The sequence below is a fragment of the Bradyrhizobium genomosp. I (2014) genome (assembly GCF_000261685.1).
Classification (GTDB): Bacteria; Pseudomonadota; Alphaproteobacteria; order Rhizobiales; family Xanthobacteraceae; genus Bradyrhizobium.
Genome location: NZ_AJQE01000392.1, coordinates 1 through 17,853 on the forward strand (window position 1 = coordinate 1; position 17,853 = coordinate 17,853).

Below are 17,853 nucleotides of genomic sequence, written 5' to 3' on the forward strand. Positions count from 1 at the left end.
GTCCAAACAACCGGGGCCAGCTCTGAGGTCGAGGGCCGCGTCAAGGCGATCAGCGGTAACCGCAGACGCATTTAAAGTGGTCATGGGTGTGGGAATTTTCGGTTAGCGTTGCCGCTGAGCGGCTGCATTACCTCGGCTATGAGCCGATGACGGACAAGGTGTCCGTCAGGCAGTCACGGGCGCGCCCTCGAATCGCGCAACGTCGCCATGAGTGGTACATAGCAGAACGGGACCTCAACCGCAATACGAAAAGTCAAATCAAGTTTTGTTACAAGTTGTATAGTTATGGGTTTGCGCTCTACCGCCCCTCATCGACTCGTTAGTTTCGGTAGCCGAGTCGGCTACCGACCCAAAAAGTAGATACACCGCGTAGATACACGTCGAAACGGCAAGATTTTAACATATTGAAATATAATAGGAAATCTCATCATTACCTGTGGTTACATTCCGCTAGGGAGCGCCATTTAAAGAAAATAATACAATAAAATCAGCTAGATAGCCCCAGAGGGCCATTCATATTACACACCTGTTTGCACATCATTGGCATGATGACCGCAATGCTCTTTCTGTCGTCAGCGCCGCGAAGCGGCGGAATGCCGCCATTAAAAGCAGCCGATCTCCGAGTTGGGGCAGTCGCTCTCGAAATGGAGGATGGGGAGAAGCGGTAGTGGCACGTCAAGCTGCATTGCCGCCAACTCTGCCGCCGCGCCTAATCGATCGTGAGGCCTCCGCAGCATATGCCTCGGTTAGCCCGAACACGTTTGACCTTCTCGTGACGGCGGGAAGCATGCCCAAGCCGCGGGTCATTCCGGGTACGAGACGACTGGCTTGGGACGTTCGCGAACTCGAGCGCGATCGACGCTCTGCCTCACCACGGGGAAGAGCACGCGACCGGCGTTGACGCCGATGTTGGTTGGGAGAGGTAGGCCATGCCTCGCAAACTGCCACCAAACGTCGAGCGCAACGTCGTCAAGGGGCATGCGTATCTGTCGTTTCGGATCGGAAAGGCTTGGCATCTGCCACAGTACGGGGACGCCTCAACACCTGCCGGCGCGACGCGGTTCAACCGCAAGGTTCGGCAGCAACAGAGATATGCCAAACAGCGCGCCGAGCGCCTGGCCGCGATGACGCCCCGACAGCGAGCGACGCACGACGCCTGGCACCGAGCCCGTCGCCCGGGCCTATGGGAGGCTATTTGGTTTTTTCTGAGATGAAGTGTCGACTATGCCTGTTCGGCCGAATGGTGGGATTGTCCCAACGACAGCCGCCGAATTAGAAGCGATGTTGGTTGGGGATCCTATCCGATGACGCGAAGACGCTCTTCGACGTCATTGTGTTCGACGGGTCAAATCCTGCGGCCTCGGTTACGCGAAAGTCTCGTAAGAAGGCTCGCAAATGAACCGTGGCTCGCTTCGCAATCGTCAGGCCGTCGCGTGGGCAATACTTCTTGCCGGCCTCGGGCTGTTCGTCGCGCTCTATCCTCCTTGGTAAGGGCCTTTGGGGAGGCCCTGCAAACGCCCGTTGATGTGGCCGAGGAAGCTGTCACATTACTTTGACGTACAGGTGCCAATTTTGTAGGCGCTGGGATTTCGGAGCCCAGACCGGAATACGCGGCGAACGCTGCCAAGCGAATATATTCCGCTTGTGCAGCGTTCAGGATCCTCTCAATTTCGGGAGTTCGGCGTGTTTGATGCTGAAATGACTGCGCTGCTCAGGGCGGTGCTCGACGAAGTTTGCGAAAATATTCCTGTAAGCGAAACGGGCGCCAGAGCGTACGTTGCTTCGAAGCTGCTCGATGCTGCGGCACATGGACAGCTCTCAACCGACGCGTTGAAAGCGGCGGGTCGCAAGGCCTTGAACCCACCAACGATGTGGCGCTGATTATCCGCTCCACATCACTCGATCACATCGTATTCGAAGGCGACGCCCTCCGGGTCGTTCTCCTCGAACCATCGTTCCGCGGCGTCCACCGTCGCGAAGACTTGATGTGATCGACGTCGCCGACCTGCTTGGCGGTGTTCACATAGACGCCCACCGTTGTGTTCCTTTTCAAAACTCGAGCCGGCGCTGTCCGTATCTAACCCAGTGTCCGAACCTGATTTAAGGGCCTAACATGGTAGAAGGCAAGCCAGCGGGGAAAGGCGATCCCACGTCCCGCGCGGGCAACAGGAAGGCTGAGCCATTGATCAACATTGCTGAGTGCCGCGAGCAGGCTAACCACTACAAGAGACTTTCTGGCGTGAGCGGCATTTCCAAGGATCGCGCCGCCGCCCTGAAAAACATCGCCCGAAGTTTCGTGGGTTTGGCTGGCCAGCTGGATAGACTGGCTTCCCGTGCGAGGAACGAGCAGAGGTAAGCAGCCTCAGCTGATGGCCTTAGTTACCAAGGTCGGCGGTTCTTTTTTTTGACCTTGGGAAATTTACGGTGGGCGCCGGTTCACGCTGGTGGGCCTAGCACTCCCGGCGCTCAAATCCGCAATTGGATCGGCAACCGGGAGCATTGGGGCTGGAATTGCCATGCCCAGCCATGTCGGCCCTCCAAGTGACAATACGTAGAAAACCGAAGTCCGGTAGTTGTCCGGACTCCATTTTCGGAACGGGGTGTTCTACTGAAGGAACACCGGCGCGATTTGAGCACTAATTTTTTTGTTATTCCGGGAATGCCGCAGTGGGGCTGGAACCACGCTGCGGCTTTTCCCATTCGGGGCGTACTGGTCCCAGCTGCGTTCCGTCGGGCAAACACTAACCTTTGACCCCTGCGGTAGCCTGCATCATAACTGTCACATGAAGAAAGGCGACGTGACGTGCCCTGATTGTTCGGCGGGATCTCGCCGGATCGAACTTGAATCCCGCAAGGGCAACGCCGGGCACTACAAGTGCCTGATCTGTGAGCGCGTCCTAGAGGTCTTCGACGGCTCCCGGGAGATTGCTTATCGGCTCGCCGTACAGCCGTCCGACTTGCATCCTGTGAGAGAGTAAGGCCGCCTCAGTTGGCGGCGCCTTATTGGTCCCTCTTCAGCTTGCGCCGGCCCCAGTGAGGCTCTTTGCCCTTCGGGTTAAACTCCGGGACGTGGTGGCGGTTCAATGCCCGCATGACCCCGATGCTGGCAAACATACTCGGGCCTCCACCTTCATCGCGGCTTGCCATTCCGATGCGGCGTGCTCTTTCTTCGGCGACGCGGCGATGTACTCGCCGGCGTCGAGCTGCGTCACCAGTATGCGATCGCCGATCGTGATCGGATCCTCGAAACGCCGACCCCAGCCTCGTTCCGTCATTCCTTCCGCTTCAGCTCAGGTCTCGCGGCAGCAATGGCGCGTTCAACCTCGTCGGCCAGAACTGTCAGATGCTCGGCCAGCCTTGTGAACATCTCGCTTCTTGGGTTCAGTAGCAAGATCGCGGATCAAGGCGCACTCGGCAGCATCCGTGCGGAGCTTTTCTAACTGAGCCTGCATGTCCTTCATTGCGACCGGTTCCGTTCCCGATGAGGAACTATACCGCTTTGGGCACAAGTGGACAGAACTGATTGCCGGTTTTTCCTATGCTCGTCACCACCTGGCGACCCCATTACCGCCAAGGTCACCTCCAACGGCCCCGGCCTCCACACTTCAAAAGCCCCCATGGCCGGGGCCGTTTTTAAGGTGGCTACCGATAGCCCATGTCGCCGATCGGCCCTTTTGCGTTCCAGTTGAAATCCGGTCGTACGTCTGCGCCGCGCCCGGCGCAGGCGGTGCAGACGAAGCGCGGCTCGACATCTGACAGCCGAACATCGTCGGGCCAGCGATCGGTGCCGAGCGCAACGTGACGGCCGCAGGGGCAATACATGAGGACGCCGCGCAAGCCCATCTCGCGCATCTCGCCAAAGGTGATCTTGATTGGCCGACCCTCGGCGTGCGTGGGCGTGTGGCGGCGGGCAGGGTGAGGCATGCCGAGATCCAACCGCTGCGCGGGCGACAGTCAAATTATCGATTACTGGTGGCTCGGACCGCGCGCGAGCTACTGCGCGTCGTGGGTGTGGAAAAGCGCTCACTGCGATCGACAGCGGTTTTGCGCCCGCCGGCCGAGGCGGTGAACGACGAGAGCGCGGGGCTTCGGTCCCGCGCCCAGATCAGCGGAAAATGGTTGTTCCTATATTGAAGGGCTGACGGATCCGCAGGGCTCATGGGTTAGGAGCACGTGCCCGTGCCAACATTCACGGTGCGTTTGGGCGAAGCCAATCAAGGCCAGGATAATCAAAGCCACTGCGACGCATCCGGCTACAACGTTCTGCATCATGGCTGCCACTCCAGGTAAACTGTGACTGGCTTACTCGGCCAGGCTCCGCCTCGCTGCCGCGCACCGCGCTGGGCGCCCGGTCACCGAGTGATCACCGCGGACGGTGACCGGGCGGACAAGCTATCTGGCGGGCCTTCTCAAAGCGGCGTGAGAATCTGCCAGATGACCACCAGCACCACGACCACCATCATGACGTAGATAATCCTACGGCCGGTCTGGTTTATTTGGCTCATCGGATCACCCTGCACGGTTTGCCCTTCTTGCGCAGTGGCCCGCCATCTGGTGTCGGCCCTCCGAGGTGCAAGGCCCACATGATGCCACCCCCCAGCTTGCGCCCGTCTACCTCGATCGGATCATCCTCGAACGGGCGCCCCAGCCTTGATCGGTCATTGCCACGGGCTGACACCGCCTGCGCTATCTGGCGAAACCGGAGTCTAGAAGCTTCAGAGTCGAAATCGGCCACTTGCCGTCGTGGCCACCGATCGAGATCCGGAGCCCGTGCACCTCGTCAAGGAAGACGTGATCAACCGTCCCCGCCTTACCGTCGGTCAGGATAGCCCCCCTGCCGATTAGCTCCGTCTCGGCAGCATGAAGTTCTCGAAGGATGTTCGTCGCTCGTTTGGTCCAGTCATCGGACATGGTCATGCCCTACGCGGCTGGCGGATTAGTGAAGATCAGTCAGAGCGGCAGATGCATTGAGGCCATCGGCGCTTCGCGCGAATCAGTGCCGCCAACCGTCCTTGTCGAGCTCGACCCTGAAACCTTCCGGCAGCCGCGGCGTCTCGCCTTCGGTCACGACTTGCAGCGCGGCTTACTTCGGTGGGCGCAAATCGCCTTGAAGCCACCGGCCATTGGAATGCATGGAATCTTCATGCGCTGCGAATGTCGTAAGTGCGTGATTGCAGACAGCGCAGCGAAACCTGTGCAAGTCCACGCTTAGGCTTGCTGACTGCGAATGTCGAGTTCGGCCGCGTCGATCAACGCTTTGGCGGCGGCAAATTGCCCAATTAGCGTGTCGAGAACGGCGGCTTGGGCTTGGATGGTGGCGATGTTGGCAGCGATTGTTGCCATGATGGAGCATTTCGTTTTTTGCTAGGTGGGATCGTAGTCGGTCGCAGCGAAGCCGCCGAACGACGGCCACGGTGCTGCGGGTTCAGGCGCGGGCATGATCGGCTTGTAAGCCGGCTTCGGCAGCGGCGGTGGTGGTGACGGCGGCGCAGGTGGTGCGGCTGGCGCTGGCTGCTCTACACGCGAAGGGAGAGGAGCAGACGCGACCTTCACGATCGGCGGAGCCGGAAGCGCTGGAAGAGATGCTGCGCGAGCCTTGGCGCGATCGATGCGCTCTCCCAGTCCTTCCAACAGGCTAAACTCAACCCGCTCCTGGAACGCATTGACGCGAACATGCTTGCCGATCAGCTCCAGGCGGCGCAGTCGATCACTCAACCTGATCTTCTTGACGTGACCGACTTGCCTACGCTCCTCGCCCGCCCCTTCGTATAGCGCGTCGATCTCGACACCGGCAACGAGGCCTTGCCGCCAAATTTCCGGCCAAGCGTCTATGGGCTTGAGGTCGCCGCGCTCGTCGTACAGGTCAGCAAGGTCGGCTTCAGCTTCATCGGCTAGCGGCGACGATGACGAGCAGGGCCCGTGAGTGCCTCGGGCAAACGAACAGCTCTCAGCTAGCGATCGGGCTTTGCGCGCCCCTCAGAATGTCTTGCTTTCGGCAGAACAGGGCGCAACATCTGGCTTGCCATATTCACTGTCCGGACGGCGCCCGCTGGATTCATTGTACGTTACGTACAGAAGCGGCGCGTTACGAACCCAATTGACCCTTCAGGGCTGTCCCTAGAGAAAGGACATCAAATCACAGCGCTCCGCGGAGTCAGCTATGCTCCACCGCAGGCACGCGGTTAAGGAGGAGAGGATTTGATTTCGAATGAGATTCTGCCGATGATCAGCGAAACGCTCGCCGCCATGCGAACCCACCGTAACCGCATCCACCGCTATCGCCGTTTGCTTGAAACAGAGGTCGCGGGGCTTGACCGCCAGTATGTCGAAAGACGTCTGTCCGAGGAGCGATGTGCTCTCGACGCGCTAGTCTCGGCTATTTTTCCCTTGGTTTTCAAGTTCCCAAAGGCATCTACGCCTCCTAGGGAGATCGAAAGCAGTGGCGTACCAGAGCCCGGAGCCACTCAGGGTGAAGCCCGCTCTGCGTTAGAGGGTTCGCGGCGCGAGGCAAAATCAGGAGGCGCGTTCAAGAGAGCCTGCCGTGATCAAATTCAGCACAAAAATGGGAAAGTTCGCCGGATTTGTGCAGGCAGGACTGCGAAGATCAGCGGCTTCTTCCTATGACTAGTTAGATTTTCACTTTTGCATCGATCGCGCAGCTCGAATGCCGGCGAAGAAGCGCTGAATTCGAACGGGCAAACGCAGCGAGCGCTTATTCATCGCGCGCCCGAAAGGTCCGTAGCCTACGGACTCAGTCTGAAACTCTAGAAATTAGTGCGAAACATATCTCAAATGGGACTGTCCACTTTGACGCACGCAGCTATAAGTTGAGACATGGGACGATGGCGTTTTCAGCATTAGTTATGCGAACCATTTTTTGAACTGTTGCTATGCTTGAGGGTGACGAGAGAACGGGGGCAGGTCCGAAAGGAGCTTTGTTTTGCCCGAGTGAATTGCGCATCGCTCGTGGGGAACGGCCCAGTATGATTGGTACGCTTGATCTATTGGGCCGGCCTGCGATTTTGATCGATCAGAATGGCTTCGTGGCGGCTGTCAACGACAACGCGTCGAAGCTTTTCGATGACGATCTATCGGTGAAGGGACGGCGTCTGTTTGCAGCGGATGCTCAGTCACGACTGAGGCTGGACCGACTGATCACTCAGGTCCGCTTTTTGTCTGGCAAACCGGGCCGTAGCACCTTGCAAACAGTTGTCACCCGGAGTCAGCGCCGGCCGATTGTCATTGATGCCATCGTTCAGGACTGGGAAAGTGCAGGCGATCCCCTCCTCCCGGACATGGGCGCCCTTCTGATCCTGACTGATCTGAATGAAATACCTCGCGTCTCGCAGAGCTCTGTCATGGAGATCTTTGGATTGACTCCCGCGCAGGCTCGTCTCGCATCGCTGCTGGTGGAGGGAAAGTCGCTGGAAGAAATTGCATTTTATATGAACATTTCGTCGGGGACAGCGCGAAACCATCTGAAAGCTGTCTTTTTGCGAACCGGGACCAGGCGGCAAGCTGAGCTAGTCTCGCTATTGTCCCGGCTTCTATAACCCCGCCCATCCAAACTGGCCGGCCGGCTGCATTCTTCTCGCTGTGCAGGTCAACGTTTCCTGGTTTTCGATGACGGAAAGCTGACCAAGACTTAGCCAACAAGCCTACCTTGTCCATTGTGTGATGCCCGCGATACCTCGGCCTGGGCATTCGCTATGGCGGCGGTCAATTCCTCGCATTTCTGAGATTGTCTCAATGTTCCCCAAGCCGAAATCCGTCTTGTTGCCCAACACCTATGCCTTCGAATCCGAGCCGATGGTGAAGGCCACGGGTTTTCGCGAATACGACGCGCGCTGGTTGTTCCAGAAGGAAATCAACCTGATGGGGATCCAGGCGCTCGGCATGGGGCTGGGCGCGCTGATTGCGGAGCTCGGCGTCAAGCAGGAGATCGTCACCGGCCATGATTTCCGCGGCTATTCGGCCTCGATCAAATATGCGCTGATTTCCGGCCTGATGGCTGCGGGCTGCAAGGTGCACGACATCGGGCTCGCGGTGACGCCGATGGCCTATTTCGCGCAGTTCGACCTCGACGTGCCCTGCTGCGCCATGGTCACGGCCTCGCACAACGACAATGGCTGGACCGGCGTGAAGATGGGCGCCAACCGCCCGCTGACCTTCGTCCCCGACGAGATGACGCGGCTGAAGGAAATCGTGCTCAACGCCGAATTCAAGAACAAGGCCGGCGGCTCCTACCAGTTCCACGAGAACTATCCGGCGCGCTACATCGCCGACCTCACCAGCCGTCCGAAGCTGACCCGCAAGCTCAAGGTCGTCGCGGCCCGCGGCAATGGCACGGCCGGCGCGTTCGCGCCGCAGGTGCTGGAGGCGATCGGCTGGGAGGTGATTCCGCTCGACAACGAGCTCGACCACACCTTCCCGAAATACAATCCGAATCCGGAAGACATGGAGATGCTGCACGCGATCCGCGATGCGGTGCTGCATCACAAGGCCGATGTCGGTCTCGGCTTCGACGGTGACGGCGATCGCTGCGGCGTCGTCGACAACACCGGCGAGGAAATCTTCGCCGACAAGGTCGGCGTGATGCTCGCCCGCGACATGTCGGCGATCCACAAGGACGCGCAGTTCATCGTCGACGTGAAGTCGACCGGCCTGTTCGTCACCGATCCCGTGCTGCAGAAGCAGGGCGCCAAGGTCGCTTATTGGAAGACCGGCCATTCCTACATGAAGCGCCGCACCCACGAGACGGGTGCGCTCGCGGGCTTCGAGAAGTCCGGCCACTTCTTCTTCAACAAGCCGTATGGGCGCGGCTATGACGACGGCCTGGTGTCGGCGCTCGCGATCTGCGACATGCTCGACCGCGCGCCGGGCAAGTCGATGGCCGATTTGAAGAACGCGCTGCCGAAAACCTGGTCGTCGCCGACCATGTCGCCGCATTGCGCCGACGAGACCAAGTACGGCGTCATCGACCAGGTGGTGAAGCATTTTGAAGGCTTGCAGGCCAAGGGCGCCAGGATCGGCGGCCAGGCGATCCGCGATCTCGTCACCGTCAACGGCGGACGCGTCACGGTCGAGGACGGCAGCTGGGGCCTGGTGCGCGCGTCCTCGAACAAGCCCGAGCTCGTCGTCGTGGTCGAGAGCCCGGTCTCCGAGCAGCGCATGCACGACATGTTCGAGATGGTGAACAGCGTGCTGCGCACGCATGCCGCGGTTGGGGAATACAATCAGAGGATCCAAGGTGGCCTTGCTGGGCCGATCCGGCAGGCGAGGACCGATACCGAATTTGACTAATTAAGCTCGTCCAAGTTTCCGTAATCTATTTGGAGCAAGCCGTGACAACCAATCTTGTTTCTTCAGGCACGACCACGCTCAGTTCAAACTCCTCCAACAACTATCTCGTCTATGGTTCTGGCGCGCTTGTAATTGCTGCCAGCGTCATGCTTCCGGGACAATCCCTAGCGGGGATGACACCGCCCCAGTCGCTGTATCCAACCGTTCGCGCCAGAAGGGTGGAGCAGATGAGAGCGTTTCGGGCAAGATTCATCGAATAGCCGCGAAAAACGGCGTGCGTCCTTGGCATTAATCCCTCCTGGGCTCTTCGACCCGTAATCCGCGCGCCCCTCCTCTTCCAGGGGCCGTAGTACTGAAAGGCTAATCGCCATTTTTTGGTCTCAAGCGCCCTTTCACGCTGAAGTTGGGTAAGATTGAGTTACCCCGAAAATCGGTAGCAGAAAAGGAATTGCGGATTAGAAGAAAGGCAAGGCGGGCAGCTAGGCCTTAACTTGGATAGGTGGGAGGCTTTCATCCCGATGATTCAGTTATACTTCTAGTTCGCTCAGGCCGCCTGAACTGTCGTCAAAAACCTGTCGACTTCGATCCTCAGTTGCGCGCCGTTGGCGGACAGCATTTAGGCGGACAACCAAGCTGACCTGAAGCTCAGTCGGTTTCTGTTGCCCTGTCGCAAAATTACCTCGTGTAGGATCACACGCTCGGTCACAAAAACGGATTTTCCCCGTTCTACCCATTTCAATCGAAAAGACTGCTTCTCGGGTCGTTCGGGAGGCTTTTTCATGATCGGGTTGGGTTGGCGATTGGTTCACTGTCATTTGGAATCATAGCAGTTTACCCGAAACATGAAGTTAGAAGAGCTTGCGCTTCTCGTGCCTCCAGCGAGCCTAGGTACCGAGCAAATGGCGGCAGGGTCTTAACCGGCCCGGAGGGCGGATGTCTTTTGATGGCCCTTTCGAGGCCGAATTGGCGGGTTGAAGCAGCGCAAGCAAATGAAAGGCAAACTTGCCAAACTTTTTTGGCTCCAGCCTCGCCCATTTTTGCGCTTGCCAAATTGGAAGATCCAGAAGCAGCGCAAGCAAATGGCGTGCGCCATTCAAGACAAAAATTGGTCAATTGGTCACCGGCAACTTACCCTAGGGTTTCGACCGTGCCTGTGGAATTTCGAGACCTGCGCTGGGCGATCGTCGCGTCCAAGCACCGAAGCCTCCGCCAAGCGGCAGAGGCGCTCAGAATCAAGCAACCCACTCTTAGTCGCGGCCTGCGCAATCTCGAATACAGGTTGGGCGTCACTCTGTTTAAGCGTACCAATGGCGGCACACGACCTACCGTTGAAGGGCAGGAATTCCTCGAAGCTGCCCGGCGTTTCGTTGATGAGACGGAAGCAATCACGGTTCGTGGCAAGAACCGCTCGCGTGGTGAGAGCGGCCGATTGACCATCGGCATCCACACTTCCCTGTCAGCCGGCAATCTCCGGGCCACTCTCATCGAGCACCGGCACCGCTTCCCCGATGTCGACAGACAACTGGTTGACGGAGCGAGCGACCATCTGATTTCGGATCTCGCCAGCTCCGCGATTGACGTCGCCTTTGTGGCCGGCCTCAGTCCAAGGTGGAGCGACAGGTCATTGTTGCTCTGGAGCGAGCGTGTCGTTGCCGCCCTCCCCGCGAACCATCCGCTGACAGGTCGTGACGTAATTCACTGGGGCGAACTGAGGCACGAATCGCTTTTGATGTCGCAGCGAGGCCCGGGACCGGAATTCCTGAAGCTCCTTGACAGCAAATTGGGGTCTTCCGATCCTTGCCCGCTGGTTCGCCATGATGTGGTGCTCGACCGTCTTCTCTCCTTGGTCGGCGTGGACTGGGGCATTCTACTGGTATTGGAAAGTGCGACGGGCGCAGTCTATCCGGGTGTCACCTTCCGCGAGGTGCATGATGCCGAGGGGCCGACGCGGCTGAGCTTGCGCGCTTATTGGCGGCAGGACAACGCTAATCCATCGCTGCGTCCGTTGCTCGACCTGCTTCGGGAGCGCTATCCTGATATTTCCGCTGCCCCAGATGCGAGCTGAACAGCATTTCGTCGGGCCTTCGCAAAGGCGCGGTCGGTTGCGATAAAGCGCCCAACCATTGGCGATCAACTTGGCAGCCTTGGTCGGCGTCGTCGCGCCGCCGCTACGCGTCAGAATCGGCATAGCTTTGAGATCCCTGAAGACTGCAGCATCTGTTCGAGCATCGGCATCGGGGTGTCACGATCACCCCTGGGGGGCGGCATTTCCTGGACGAGGTGCGTCGCGGTGTCGAACATTCGCCGGTGCTTGCTGTGATCGCTCACAGTCCCGGCAGGCTGAACCTTGGCTGCCGCCGACTCGCGCCCCTAATCGCTGAACCTAGCGCTCGTCGACGGCCGAAGCACCCACGGGAAAGCGAACCAGACCCATGCGATGATCTGAAGGACAAGATTGAGGAAAAAGGCTATCTGGTACGCGATCTCCGGATAATGCCCCGCCTGAGGCGTCCAATGTTCAAGGACGACGCCAGTGGCATATTGCAGGACAAACGCTCCACCGATATGGAACACGTTCAGCGCAGCATTGGCCCGTCCGGCAAGCTCTTTCGGGAAATAACTAGCCAGGATCGCATAGCTAAGCACCGTAGCTGCGCCGACGGCGGCCACAGCGGCCCACAGGACGTATGATGACAACGGCCATCGCAGGATAATCGCGAATTGCACGGCAATGAACATAAGGCCGACGACCGCGAGGAGCGCCTCTGTTCCAATGCCATAGCGACGCAGCCGATCAGCCAGAACGCCTAGCAGGAGCGCACCCAGGCTGAGCGCGACGGTCATGACAAGCAAATGTTGCACCAAAGCAGCGCGATCAAGTCCCTCGACGTCAGTGAACCACTGCGCTGCCCAAAGTCCCTGCAGCGCCCAGGCGGTGCCGACGGAAGTCGCTGATAGCGGCGCCAGACGCCAGAAATGCGGATCGGTATAAATCTTCTTCAAGCTGGCCACGGCTGTTCCACGCAGGACCGGCGTTGCCGATGCACTCTCCGGCACCAAGAGATAGATCATCGAGATAGATCATCGCCGAACAGCCGGCCGTGAAGACAGCTAACAATGCGAAGAGGGTCCTCCACCCAACCCAAGCCAGCAACCACTGCGCCGGTGAGGTCGTGGTGACTGCTCCCAATGCACCGAGCATGACCATCAGGCCGTTGAGAAACGGAAGACGGTCCTTCGGAAACCAGAGAACGAGGGCTTTCAATCCGGCGGTCAGGCTCGCGGCGACGCCGAGACCGAGTAGCGCCCGGCCTAGAAGCAGCATGAGCAAATTGTCTGACGTAGCAAACAATGCGGCGCCGACCGCAGCAGCAACCAGCAGCACGCTCTGGATCAGCCGCGGACCATATCGATCCAGAAGGATGCCGACGGGTATCTGCGCTACCGCGAAGGTGAGAAAATAGACCGAAGTCAGCAAGCCAAGATCACCAGCGTCGAGCCCCAATTCCGATGTCAGGGGAGCGGCGATCAAAGCGTTGATTGTCCTGAAGAGGTACGAGAGGTAATAACCGACAGCAAAAGGTAGAAACACCCGCATGACAAGTGCGGAGACACCCATCACGTCTGCAACTGATCGTCGCGGCACGTAGGTGCGGCTTGGGCTAGGCGGCCGCGAATAAGGCGTGGTTTCAGCGCCGTTAGATCTCTCGCTGTAGCGGGATGTTGGTCCGGTCTGGAAAGGTTCGAATGCTGCCGCCCTCCCGCACGGCAGCATTCGGCTCTGACCCGCCATCAACCGTGTCGGACAGACGACGGTCTGGTTCTGAAGACCTGCAATTCGTGCGGCGATCCGCGCTTGCCGCAAGGTGGCTCGCCCAGCGGTTCTTATTCGTCACGAGGCGCCGGTTCATCGTCTCCCGGAGGAGGGATGTCCCCCGCTCAACACGACGTCCTACTTGCGCAGCGAACTCATCGAAGCGTTCTGAGCCCACCACAGTCGCCATATGCTGCTCTGCCGCCGATAACGAGGGCGTAACAGCCAAGTGAAAGCGCGCGTGAAGGGCGACGGCCTCATTCACCATCTTGAGATCGGCACCGAGACGCCCGATCTGATCGTTCAACTCAGTGAGGCGGCCTGCCACGATCGCGAAATGTTCAGCAGCGTTATCGGATTCGAGAAAGCTATCGAGCGCGGCTTCAATAAGTTCTGACTTTGTGACTCCCGTGCGTGTAGCCGCGGCGGTCAACCGCGTTGACATGGATTCGCTGAGATGAACGCCGGTCCGGGATTTCATGAGAGGACTCACTGTGAAGCGCCTGGAGTGTTGCAGTAACGGGCCACTGCCTTCGTGCGTGTATCGCACGTCATCTCAAGTTTCAGATCGGATTCAGCCTCAATTTCCGGATGCCCGCGGCGCCAGCTCCCACGCTCGACGGCGGCTAGAAAGCTGTCGAGCTGAGCATTGAATGCTGTCGGCTCTTCCAGATTGATGGTGTGGCCGGTGTTGGGACAGATCCAAAGACCGGCGTTGGGAAGCACTGCTTTCAGCATCAGGTTAGTCTCAAGGCAGGGCGCGTCTTCATCGCCCAGGGCCAGCAATACCGGTGTTCGCATCGTTGAGAACTGATCGGCCAGATCATGCAATGGCGGTCGCACCCCCTGACAGCGCGCCATCGTATTCGACATACCTAGCGGTGAGTGGTGACGCAGGCGTTCCTGGAACTCTTCCCAGCTCCGTGTGTCCTTGTATTTGAGTTGAATACGAGTCTGACCATGCGCCATTCTCCGGGCCATCGCGTCCATCCCGCGCTCGATGAAAGCCCGCGCGAGAATGGAGGTTTCTCTCGACCAGGCGTCCTGCTGGGAAGGAGCCGATCCGGATCCCACACCGGCCGCGACAATCGCGCTGGCTCTCTTCGGATAGCGTAATCCGAACTGCAAGGCGGCATATCCGCACATGCTCAATCCGACCAGGTGTGCGTGTTCGACAGCGAGGCCACGCATGACGGCGGCGATGTCGTTCACAGCGAGCTCCCAGCCATATAGCGTCGGATCGTCAGGAACGTCGCTGGGGGCATATCCGCGAGCGTTGAAAGTGATGCAGCGATAGGCACGAGAAAAGTAGCGAACCTGGGTTTTCCATCCGCGGCTATCTGAGCCGAACTCGTGCAGGAAAATGATCGGATGACCTTCCCCGGCTTCCTCAAAATAAAGCTTCACACCCGTGGCATCGATATATGGCATCTGACTTCCTGTTCACCTGAACGCGTCTACGTGAGCAAAATGCTGGTCTATGACCGGATTTGACTTGATGGGCTTTCGTCCCGGCCGTTTCTGCAAGGCAACGCTGAACGATCGTCCCCTTATCAATTTGTTGCCGCGCGTTTCACCTTTGAAAACCCCTTGTCTGTTGCCATGAATCTTTGGATCATCGGAGCGATGAGCTTGGCGGGATCGGGTGCCGGCTGTCCGCTCTCGCGCGCGATCGCCTCGGCATAGGCGAGGAGATTGCGATGGACGGCAGCCGGCAACTCGACGGCGATCTTCACCGGCTTATCGTCGAGGATGGTTCCGAGCTTCAGCTTGCTCATCGGCTTGCCTCCTGGCGGTAGGGAGCCAACACCAAATCCCGCGTAACGATGACCCGCACCGGGAAACCTGGCCGGATGGTCAGCGTCGGCTGGATGTTGAGCTGGCGCTGCACGATCTGCTGGCCGGTCTGGCTGATGCTGTTGGACGCGCCGCTACGGATCGCTTGAACGAGGTTGTTCTCATTCTGGCTCGTGCCCGCCTCGCCTCCGACGCTGAGCATGGTCGAGAGGACGGCAGCCTTGAACAGCATGCCCCAGTGGTTGTCGACCTCATCCTCGAGACCGGCATAACCACCGGTGTCGGCGCCGGGCTGGCGCTCTAGCACGATCGAGTTGCCATCCGGCATGATGATGCGGGTCCAGACCAGGAGGATGCGGGACTGGCCGAACGCGACGGAGCTATCGTACTGACCTATCAGTTTGGCACCCTGCGGGATCAGAAGATATTTGCCAGACGGACTGTCCCAGACCGCCTCGGTCACCTGTGCGGTGACTTGGCCGGGCAGATCGGAACGAATGCCCGTGATGAGCGCAGCCGGAATCACGGTGCCCGCCTGCACGACGTAAGGTGAGGCCTTGGCTTCGAGCCGTTCCGGACTGACCGTGCGCTTGTCTGTCGGAGCAGTGAGGAAGGCCGTCTTGCGGTCCTGCATGTTCTGGGCAGATCCGGCATCGACGGGCGGTGTCGCGGCCGGAGTGGCCGTGGCGCCAGCGGAGGCATTCGGGATGAGTTGGCCGACGCTCTGCGGTTGCTGAGCAGTTTGGGCAAAGAGGCGGCTGACCCGCGCCGCCTCGATTTCCTGGCCCCTGCGCTGCGTCTCGGGATCTGACGTCGCCGCCATCGTGTTCGGTGCAGCGCCGGTGTTGAGGATCGGCTTGCCGAGATCGCCGGGCAGCGGCGGCCCGAGCGGCGGTGCTTGACGCGGCAGGCCGGTATAGTCTTTCGGCAACCCGGCCAGACCCTCGGCCGAAGGCCGGTTCTGGGTGCTGAGCAGTTCTTGGCCGCTCTGCGCCTTGTTGCCGGTCTGGAGCGCGTAGCCGAGCGCGCCCGCGACCGCGAGGGCAGACAGCGCGCCGAGGCCGACAAGGACCTTGCGCGAGAGCCGTGTGACACGGGGCCGCTCGCCTCGGAGCCGCAGGTCCGGCGGCGCGACGGGCGGAATGTCGCCCTGACGTTCGTCTTCGCTGTCTATCGCCATGCGCGCGGCCTTCCGTCGGTGCGGACGATGCGCACGCGCCGCTCACTATCCTTGTCGCCAAGACGCAATTCGGCGGCGGCGAACAAGCGGTCGACGATGTAGTAGTTACGGTTTGCTCGGTAGTTCACCAGTTCGGAGCCGCCGGCTGGACCTATCACGAACAGCGGCGGCATTTCACCCTGGGCGATACCGCTTGGGAACTCGATGTAGACCTTGTTGCCGTCATCAAAGGCGCGCAGCGGACGCCAGGCCGGGTCGTCGCCCTCAATAGAGTAGCGGAAGTTGATCGAGGCGAGATCGACGCCAGCCGCAATTGGCGCCGCAGTTTCAGCGGCCGCATTCTGCCGCCGAAGCGCAATCAGCTGGTCCTCGGGATACTGCCAGGAGACCGAGGCCATATAGGTCTTTTCCGTCGAGCACAGCTCGAGGAGATAGGTCCGCCGATCGGTGTTGATCACGAGATTGGTGACCAAATCCGGCCGCGTCGGCTTGACGAGGATATGAATCTTCTTGGTCGCGCCCGCGCCGCTCTCGGTATCGCCGATGATCCAGCGCACAGTGTCACCGGCGGCAACCGGACCGGAGCCGACGAGTTGCTCACCCTCCTGGAGGGCGACATCTGTGATCTGGCCGGGCGCCGTGTAGACCTGGTAGAGGGCTCCGCCGGAGAACGGATAGACCTGTACTGCGTTGATGAAACCATTGCGGACCGGCTGCACCCGTGCCGCGGCGTTGGCCTGTTTGACGCGAACCTTTGGATCGGCGGCTTCCGGGACGCGTTTGCGGGCGGCGAGCGGCTTCAACTGCCCGGGCAGTGGCAGCGGCTGGGGCAACTCCACGATTTTGACGGGCGGCGCCGGGTCGACGGTGAGCGTCGCAGGCTCCGCAGTGTCGTAGCTGATGTCGGGTGGGATGAAATTGTGCGCGCAGCCGCCAAGGGCTGAGACGGATATCAGCAAAGCCGTCAAAGCGGATTTACGGAAAGACGTATCGCCGTCCTTCCGGTTTTGATGAACGATGGAAAAACGCGAAGCCGGACCGCCGGCTTTTGCGAAAATCGGCGGGGTCATTGTCCCAGCTCCTTTGACCAGTTGATGGCGTTGACGTAGATGCCGAGTGGATTCTTGCGCAGCCGATCGGCGTCGGTGGGCGGCTGAATCGCGATGGTGAGGATCGCGGTCCAACGCGTGGTGCCGGCGAGCGCCCCGTCCTGAAAGCGGTGCTCAACCCAGGCCACGCGAAAACTGTCGGGCGAGGCGCGGATGACGCTGGAGACGTCGATCGCGACCTGCTGCTTGCCGAGATTGGCGAAGGGGTCGTTGGCGCGGGCGTAGTCGTTCAGCGCCGCCGCGCCCGCCGTGGTTGTGAAATCATAGGCCTGCAGCCAGTTGTGCCGCACGATGATCGGGTCGGCCGGAAGCGAGCGAACGATCTGAATGAAGTGGGCGAGATACCAGGCGATCTGTGGGTCGTTCGGCCTGTAGTCGGCGGTAGCGGGCGCCATGACTTGCGCTTCGCCGAGCTTGTCGACCTGCACCACCCAGGGAACGACAGTGCCGTGCGTGGATTGCCAGACGAGTCCACCGGCAAGGCCGCAGGACAGCATCAGCGAACCGAAGGCCATCAGCCGCCAGTTCCTGGCCTGCACCCGGGCGGATCCAATGCGCTCATCCCAAACTTGCGCTGCGCGCTGGTAGGGGGTTTCTGGTTCGGGCGTGCGGCCGTAACGAACCGACGATCGCCGGAAGACTGACATTCG

At 59.8% G+C, this 17,853-nt stretch carries 20 protein-coding genes and 1 pseudogene; 6 read left to right on the top strand and 15 right to left on the bottom strand.

From position 1 onward, the window contains the following. Window positions 1-1,644: 1,644 nt before the first annotated feature. The gene (locus IC50_RS34490) at window positions 1,645-1,881 is read left to right on the top strand and encodes a hypothetical protein (RefSeq protein WP_011090972.1); all 237 of its coding nucleotides are present in this window, start codon (window positions 1,645-1,647) and stop codon (window positions 1,879-1,881) included. A 1,199-nt stretch (window positions 1,882-3,080) separates the two neighbouring features. Here the strand turns inward: IC50_RS34490 and IC50_RS34500 are convergent. The 6 genes and pseudogenes from IC50_RS34500 to IC50_RS42185 all read right to left on the bottom strand — a co-directional run bounded on the left by IC50_RS34500 (window position 3,081) and on the right by IC50_RS42185 (window position 5,715). Next, window positions 3,081-3,275 carry a hypothetical protein gene (locus IC50_RS34500; protein WP_011090973.1) on the bottom strand — a complete coding sequence of 65 codons (195 nt, stop codon included), beginning with the start codon at window positions 3,273-3,275 and terminating at the stop codon, window positions 3,081-3,083. Beyond that, window positions 3,272-3,461 (bottom strand): annotated as a pseudogene (locus tag IC50_RS43460) (hypothetical protein). The gene IC50_RS34500 and the pseudogene IC50_RS43460 overlap by 4 nt, the downstream one beginning before the upstream one ends. A 181-nt stretch (window positions 3,462-3,642) precedes the next feature. After that, complete coding sequence (locus tag IC50_RS34505; protein WP_011090974.1) at window positions 3,643-3,924, bottom strand: hypothetical protein; 282 nt, start codon at window positions 3,922-3,924, stop codon at window positions 3,643-3,645. A 762-nt stretch (window positions 3,925-4,686) separates the two neighbouring features. Further along, the gene (locus IC50_RS43465; protein ID WP_016847165.1) at window positions 4,687-4,917 is read right to left on the bottom strand and encodes a hypothetical protein; all 231 of its coding nucleotides are present in this window, start codon (window positions 4,915-4,917) and stop codon (window positions 4,687-4,689) included. Window positions 4,918-5,208: 291 nt separating this feature from the next. Further along, the gene (locus IC50_RS43835) at window positions 5,209-5,343 is read right to left on the bottom strand and encodes a hypothetical protein (protein ID WP_016847164.1); all 135 of its coding nucleotides are present in this window, start codon (window positions 5,341-5,343) and stop codon (window positions 5,209-5,211) included. Window positions 5,344-5,364: 21 nt separating this feature from the next. After that, the gene (locus tag IC50_RS42185; protein ID WP_161170744.1) at window positions 5,365-5,715 is read right to left on the bottom strand and encodes a hypothetical protein; all 351 of its coding nucleotides are present in this window, start codon (window positions 5,713-5,715) and stop codon (window positions 5,365-5,367) included. Window positions 5,716-6,198: 483 nt separating this feature from the next. On the opposite strand from IC50_RS42185, the gene IC50_RS34520 reads away from it, so the two are divergent. The 5 genes from IC50_RS34520 to IC50_RS34535 all read left to right on the top strand — a co-directional run bounded on the left by IC50_RS34520 (window position 6,199) and on the right by IC50_RS34535 (window position 11,368). After that, complete coding sequence (locus IC50_RS34520; RefSeq protein WP_223153798.1) at window positions 6,199-6,624, top strand: hypothetical protein; 426 nt, start codon at window positions 6,199-6,201, stop codon at window positions 6,622-6,624. Window positions 6,625-6,983: 359 nt separating this feature from the next. After that, window positions 6,984-7,553 (top strand): helix-turn-helix transcriptional regulator, encoded by a 570-nt coding sequence (locus tag IC50_RS34525; RefSeq protein ID WP_016848068.1) that lies wholly within the window; start codon window positions 6,984-6,986, stop codon window positions 7,551-7,553. A gap of 196 nt (window positions 7,554-7,749) precedes the next feature. Then, window positions 7,750-9,303: a phosphomannomutase/phosphoglucomutase gene (locus IC50_RS34530; protein ID WP_050991189.1), complete on the top strand. Its 1,554-nt coding sequence runs from the start codon at window positions 7,750-7,752 to the stop codon at window positions 9,301-9,303. 41 nt (window positions 9,304-9,344) lie between these two features. After that, window positions 9,345-9,563 (top strand): hypothetical protein, encoded by a 219-nt coding sequence (locus IC50_RS41730; protein ID WP_125459388.1) that lies wholly within the window; start codon window positions 9,345-9,347, stop codon window positions 9,561-9,563. A 683-nt stretch (window positions 9,564-10,246) separates the two neighbouring features. Further along, a complete protein-coding gene (locus tag IC50_RS34535) occupies window positions 10,247-11,368 on the top strand; it encodes a LysR substrate-binding domain-containing protein (RefSeq protein ID WP_011090981.1) in 1,122 nt (373 codons plus the stop codon). On the opposite strand, the gene IC50_RS43960 is transcribed toward IC50_RS34535, so the two are convergent. The 9 genes from IC50_RS43960 to trbF form a co-directional block, all read right to left on the bottom strand. Next, window positions 11,332-11,427 (bottom strand): hypothetical protein, encoded by a 96-nt coding sequence (locus IC50_RS43960; protein WP_301309069.1) that lies wholly within the window; start codon window positions 11,425-11,427, stop codon window positions 11,332-11,334. The genes IC50_RS34535 and IC50_RS43960 overlap by 37 nt on opposite strands. A gap of 246 nt (window positions 11,428-11,673) precedes the next feature. Further along, window positions 11,674-12,306 (bottom strand): hypothetical protein, encoded by a 633-nt coding sequence (locus tag IC50_RS43470; RefSeq protein WP_223154147.1) that lies wholly within the window; start codon window positions 12,304-12,306, stop codon window positions 11,674-11,676. Beyond that, a complete protein-coding gene (locus IC50_RS43475; protein WP_016848072.1) occupies window positions 12,194-12,922 on the bottom strand; it encodes an MFS transporter in 729 nt (242 codons plus the stop codon). Before IC50_RS43475 ends, IC50_RS43470 begins: the two co-directional genes overlap by 113 nt. Window positions 12,923-13,001: 79 nt before the next feature. After that, window positions 13,002-13,598: a ribbon-helix-helix domain-containing protein gene (locus IC50_RS40690; RefSeq protein ID WP_161170741.1), complete on the bottom strand. Its 597-nt coding sequence runs from the start codon at window positions 13,596-13,598 to the stop codon at window positions 13,002-13,004. An 8-nt stretch (window positions 13,599-13,606) separates the two neighbouring features. Beyond that, window positions 13,607-14,548, bottom strand: coding sequence for an alpha/beta fold hydrolase (locus tag IC50_RS34545; RefSeq protein WP_011090985.1), 942 nt, complete (start codon window positions 14,546-14,548; stop codon window positions 13,607-13,609). Window positions 14,549-14,670: 122 nt separating this feature from the next. Next, window positions 14,671-14,895, bottom strand: a complete 225-nt coding sequence (locus tag IC50_RS34550; protein ID WP_011090986.1) for a DUF2274 domain-containing protein — start codon at window positions 14,893-14,895, stop codon at window positions 14,671-14,673. Then, entirely contained in the window at window positions 14,892-16,094 is a 1,203-nt protein-coding gene (locus IC50_RS34555; RefSeq protein ID WP_011090987.1) for a TrbI/VirB10 family protein, read from the bottom strand. Before IC50_RS34555 ends, IC50_RS34550 begins: the two co-directional genes overlap by 4 nt. Then, window positions 16,085-17,164 (bottom strand): P-type conjugative transfer protein TrbG, encoded by a 1,080-nt coding sequence (trbG, locus tag IC50_RS34560; protein ID WP_035715779.1) that lies wholly within the window; start codon window positions 17,162-17,164, stop codon window positions 16,085-16,087. The genes IC50_RS34555 and trbG overlap by 10 nt, the downstream gene beginning before the upstream one ends. Beyond that, the gene (gene trbF / locus IC50_RS34565; protein ID WP_011090989.1) at window positions 17,161-17,850 is read right to left on the bottom strand and encodes a conjugal transfer protein TrbF; all 690 of its coding nucleotides are present in this window, start codon (window positions 17,848-17,850) and stop codon (window positions 17,161-17,163) included. Before trbF ends, trbG begins: the two co-directional genes overlap by 4 nt. Window positions 17,851-17,853 lie beyond the last annotated feature (3 nt).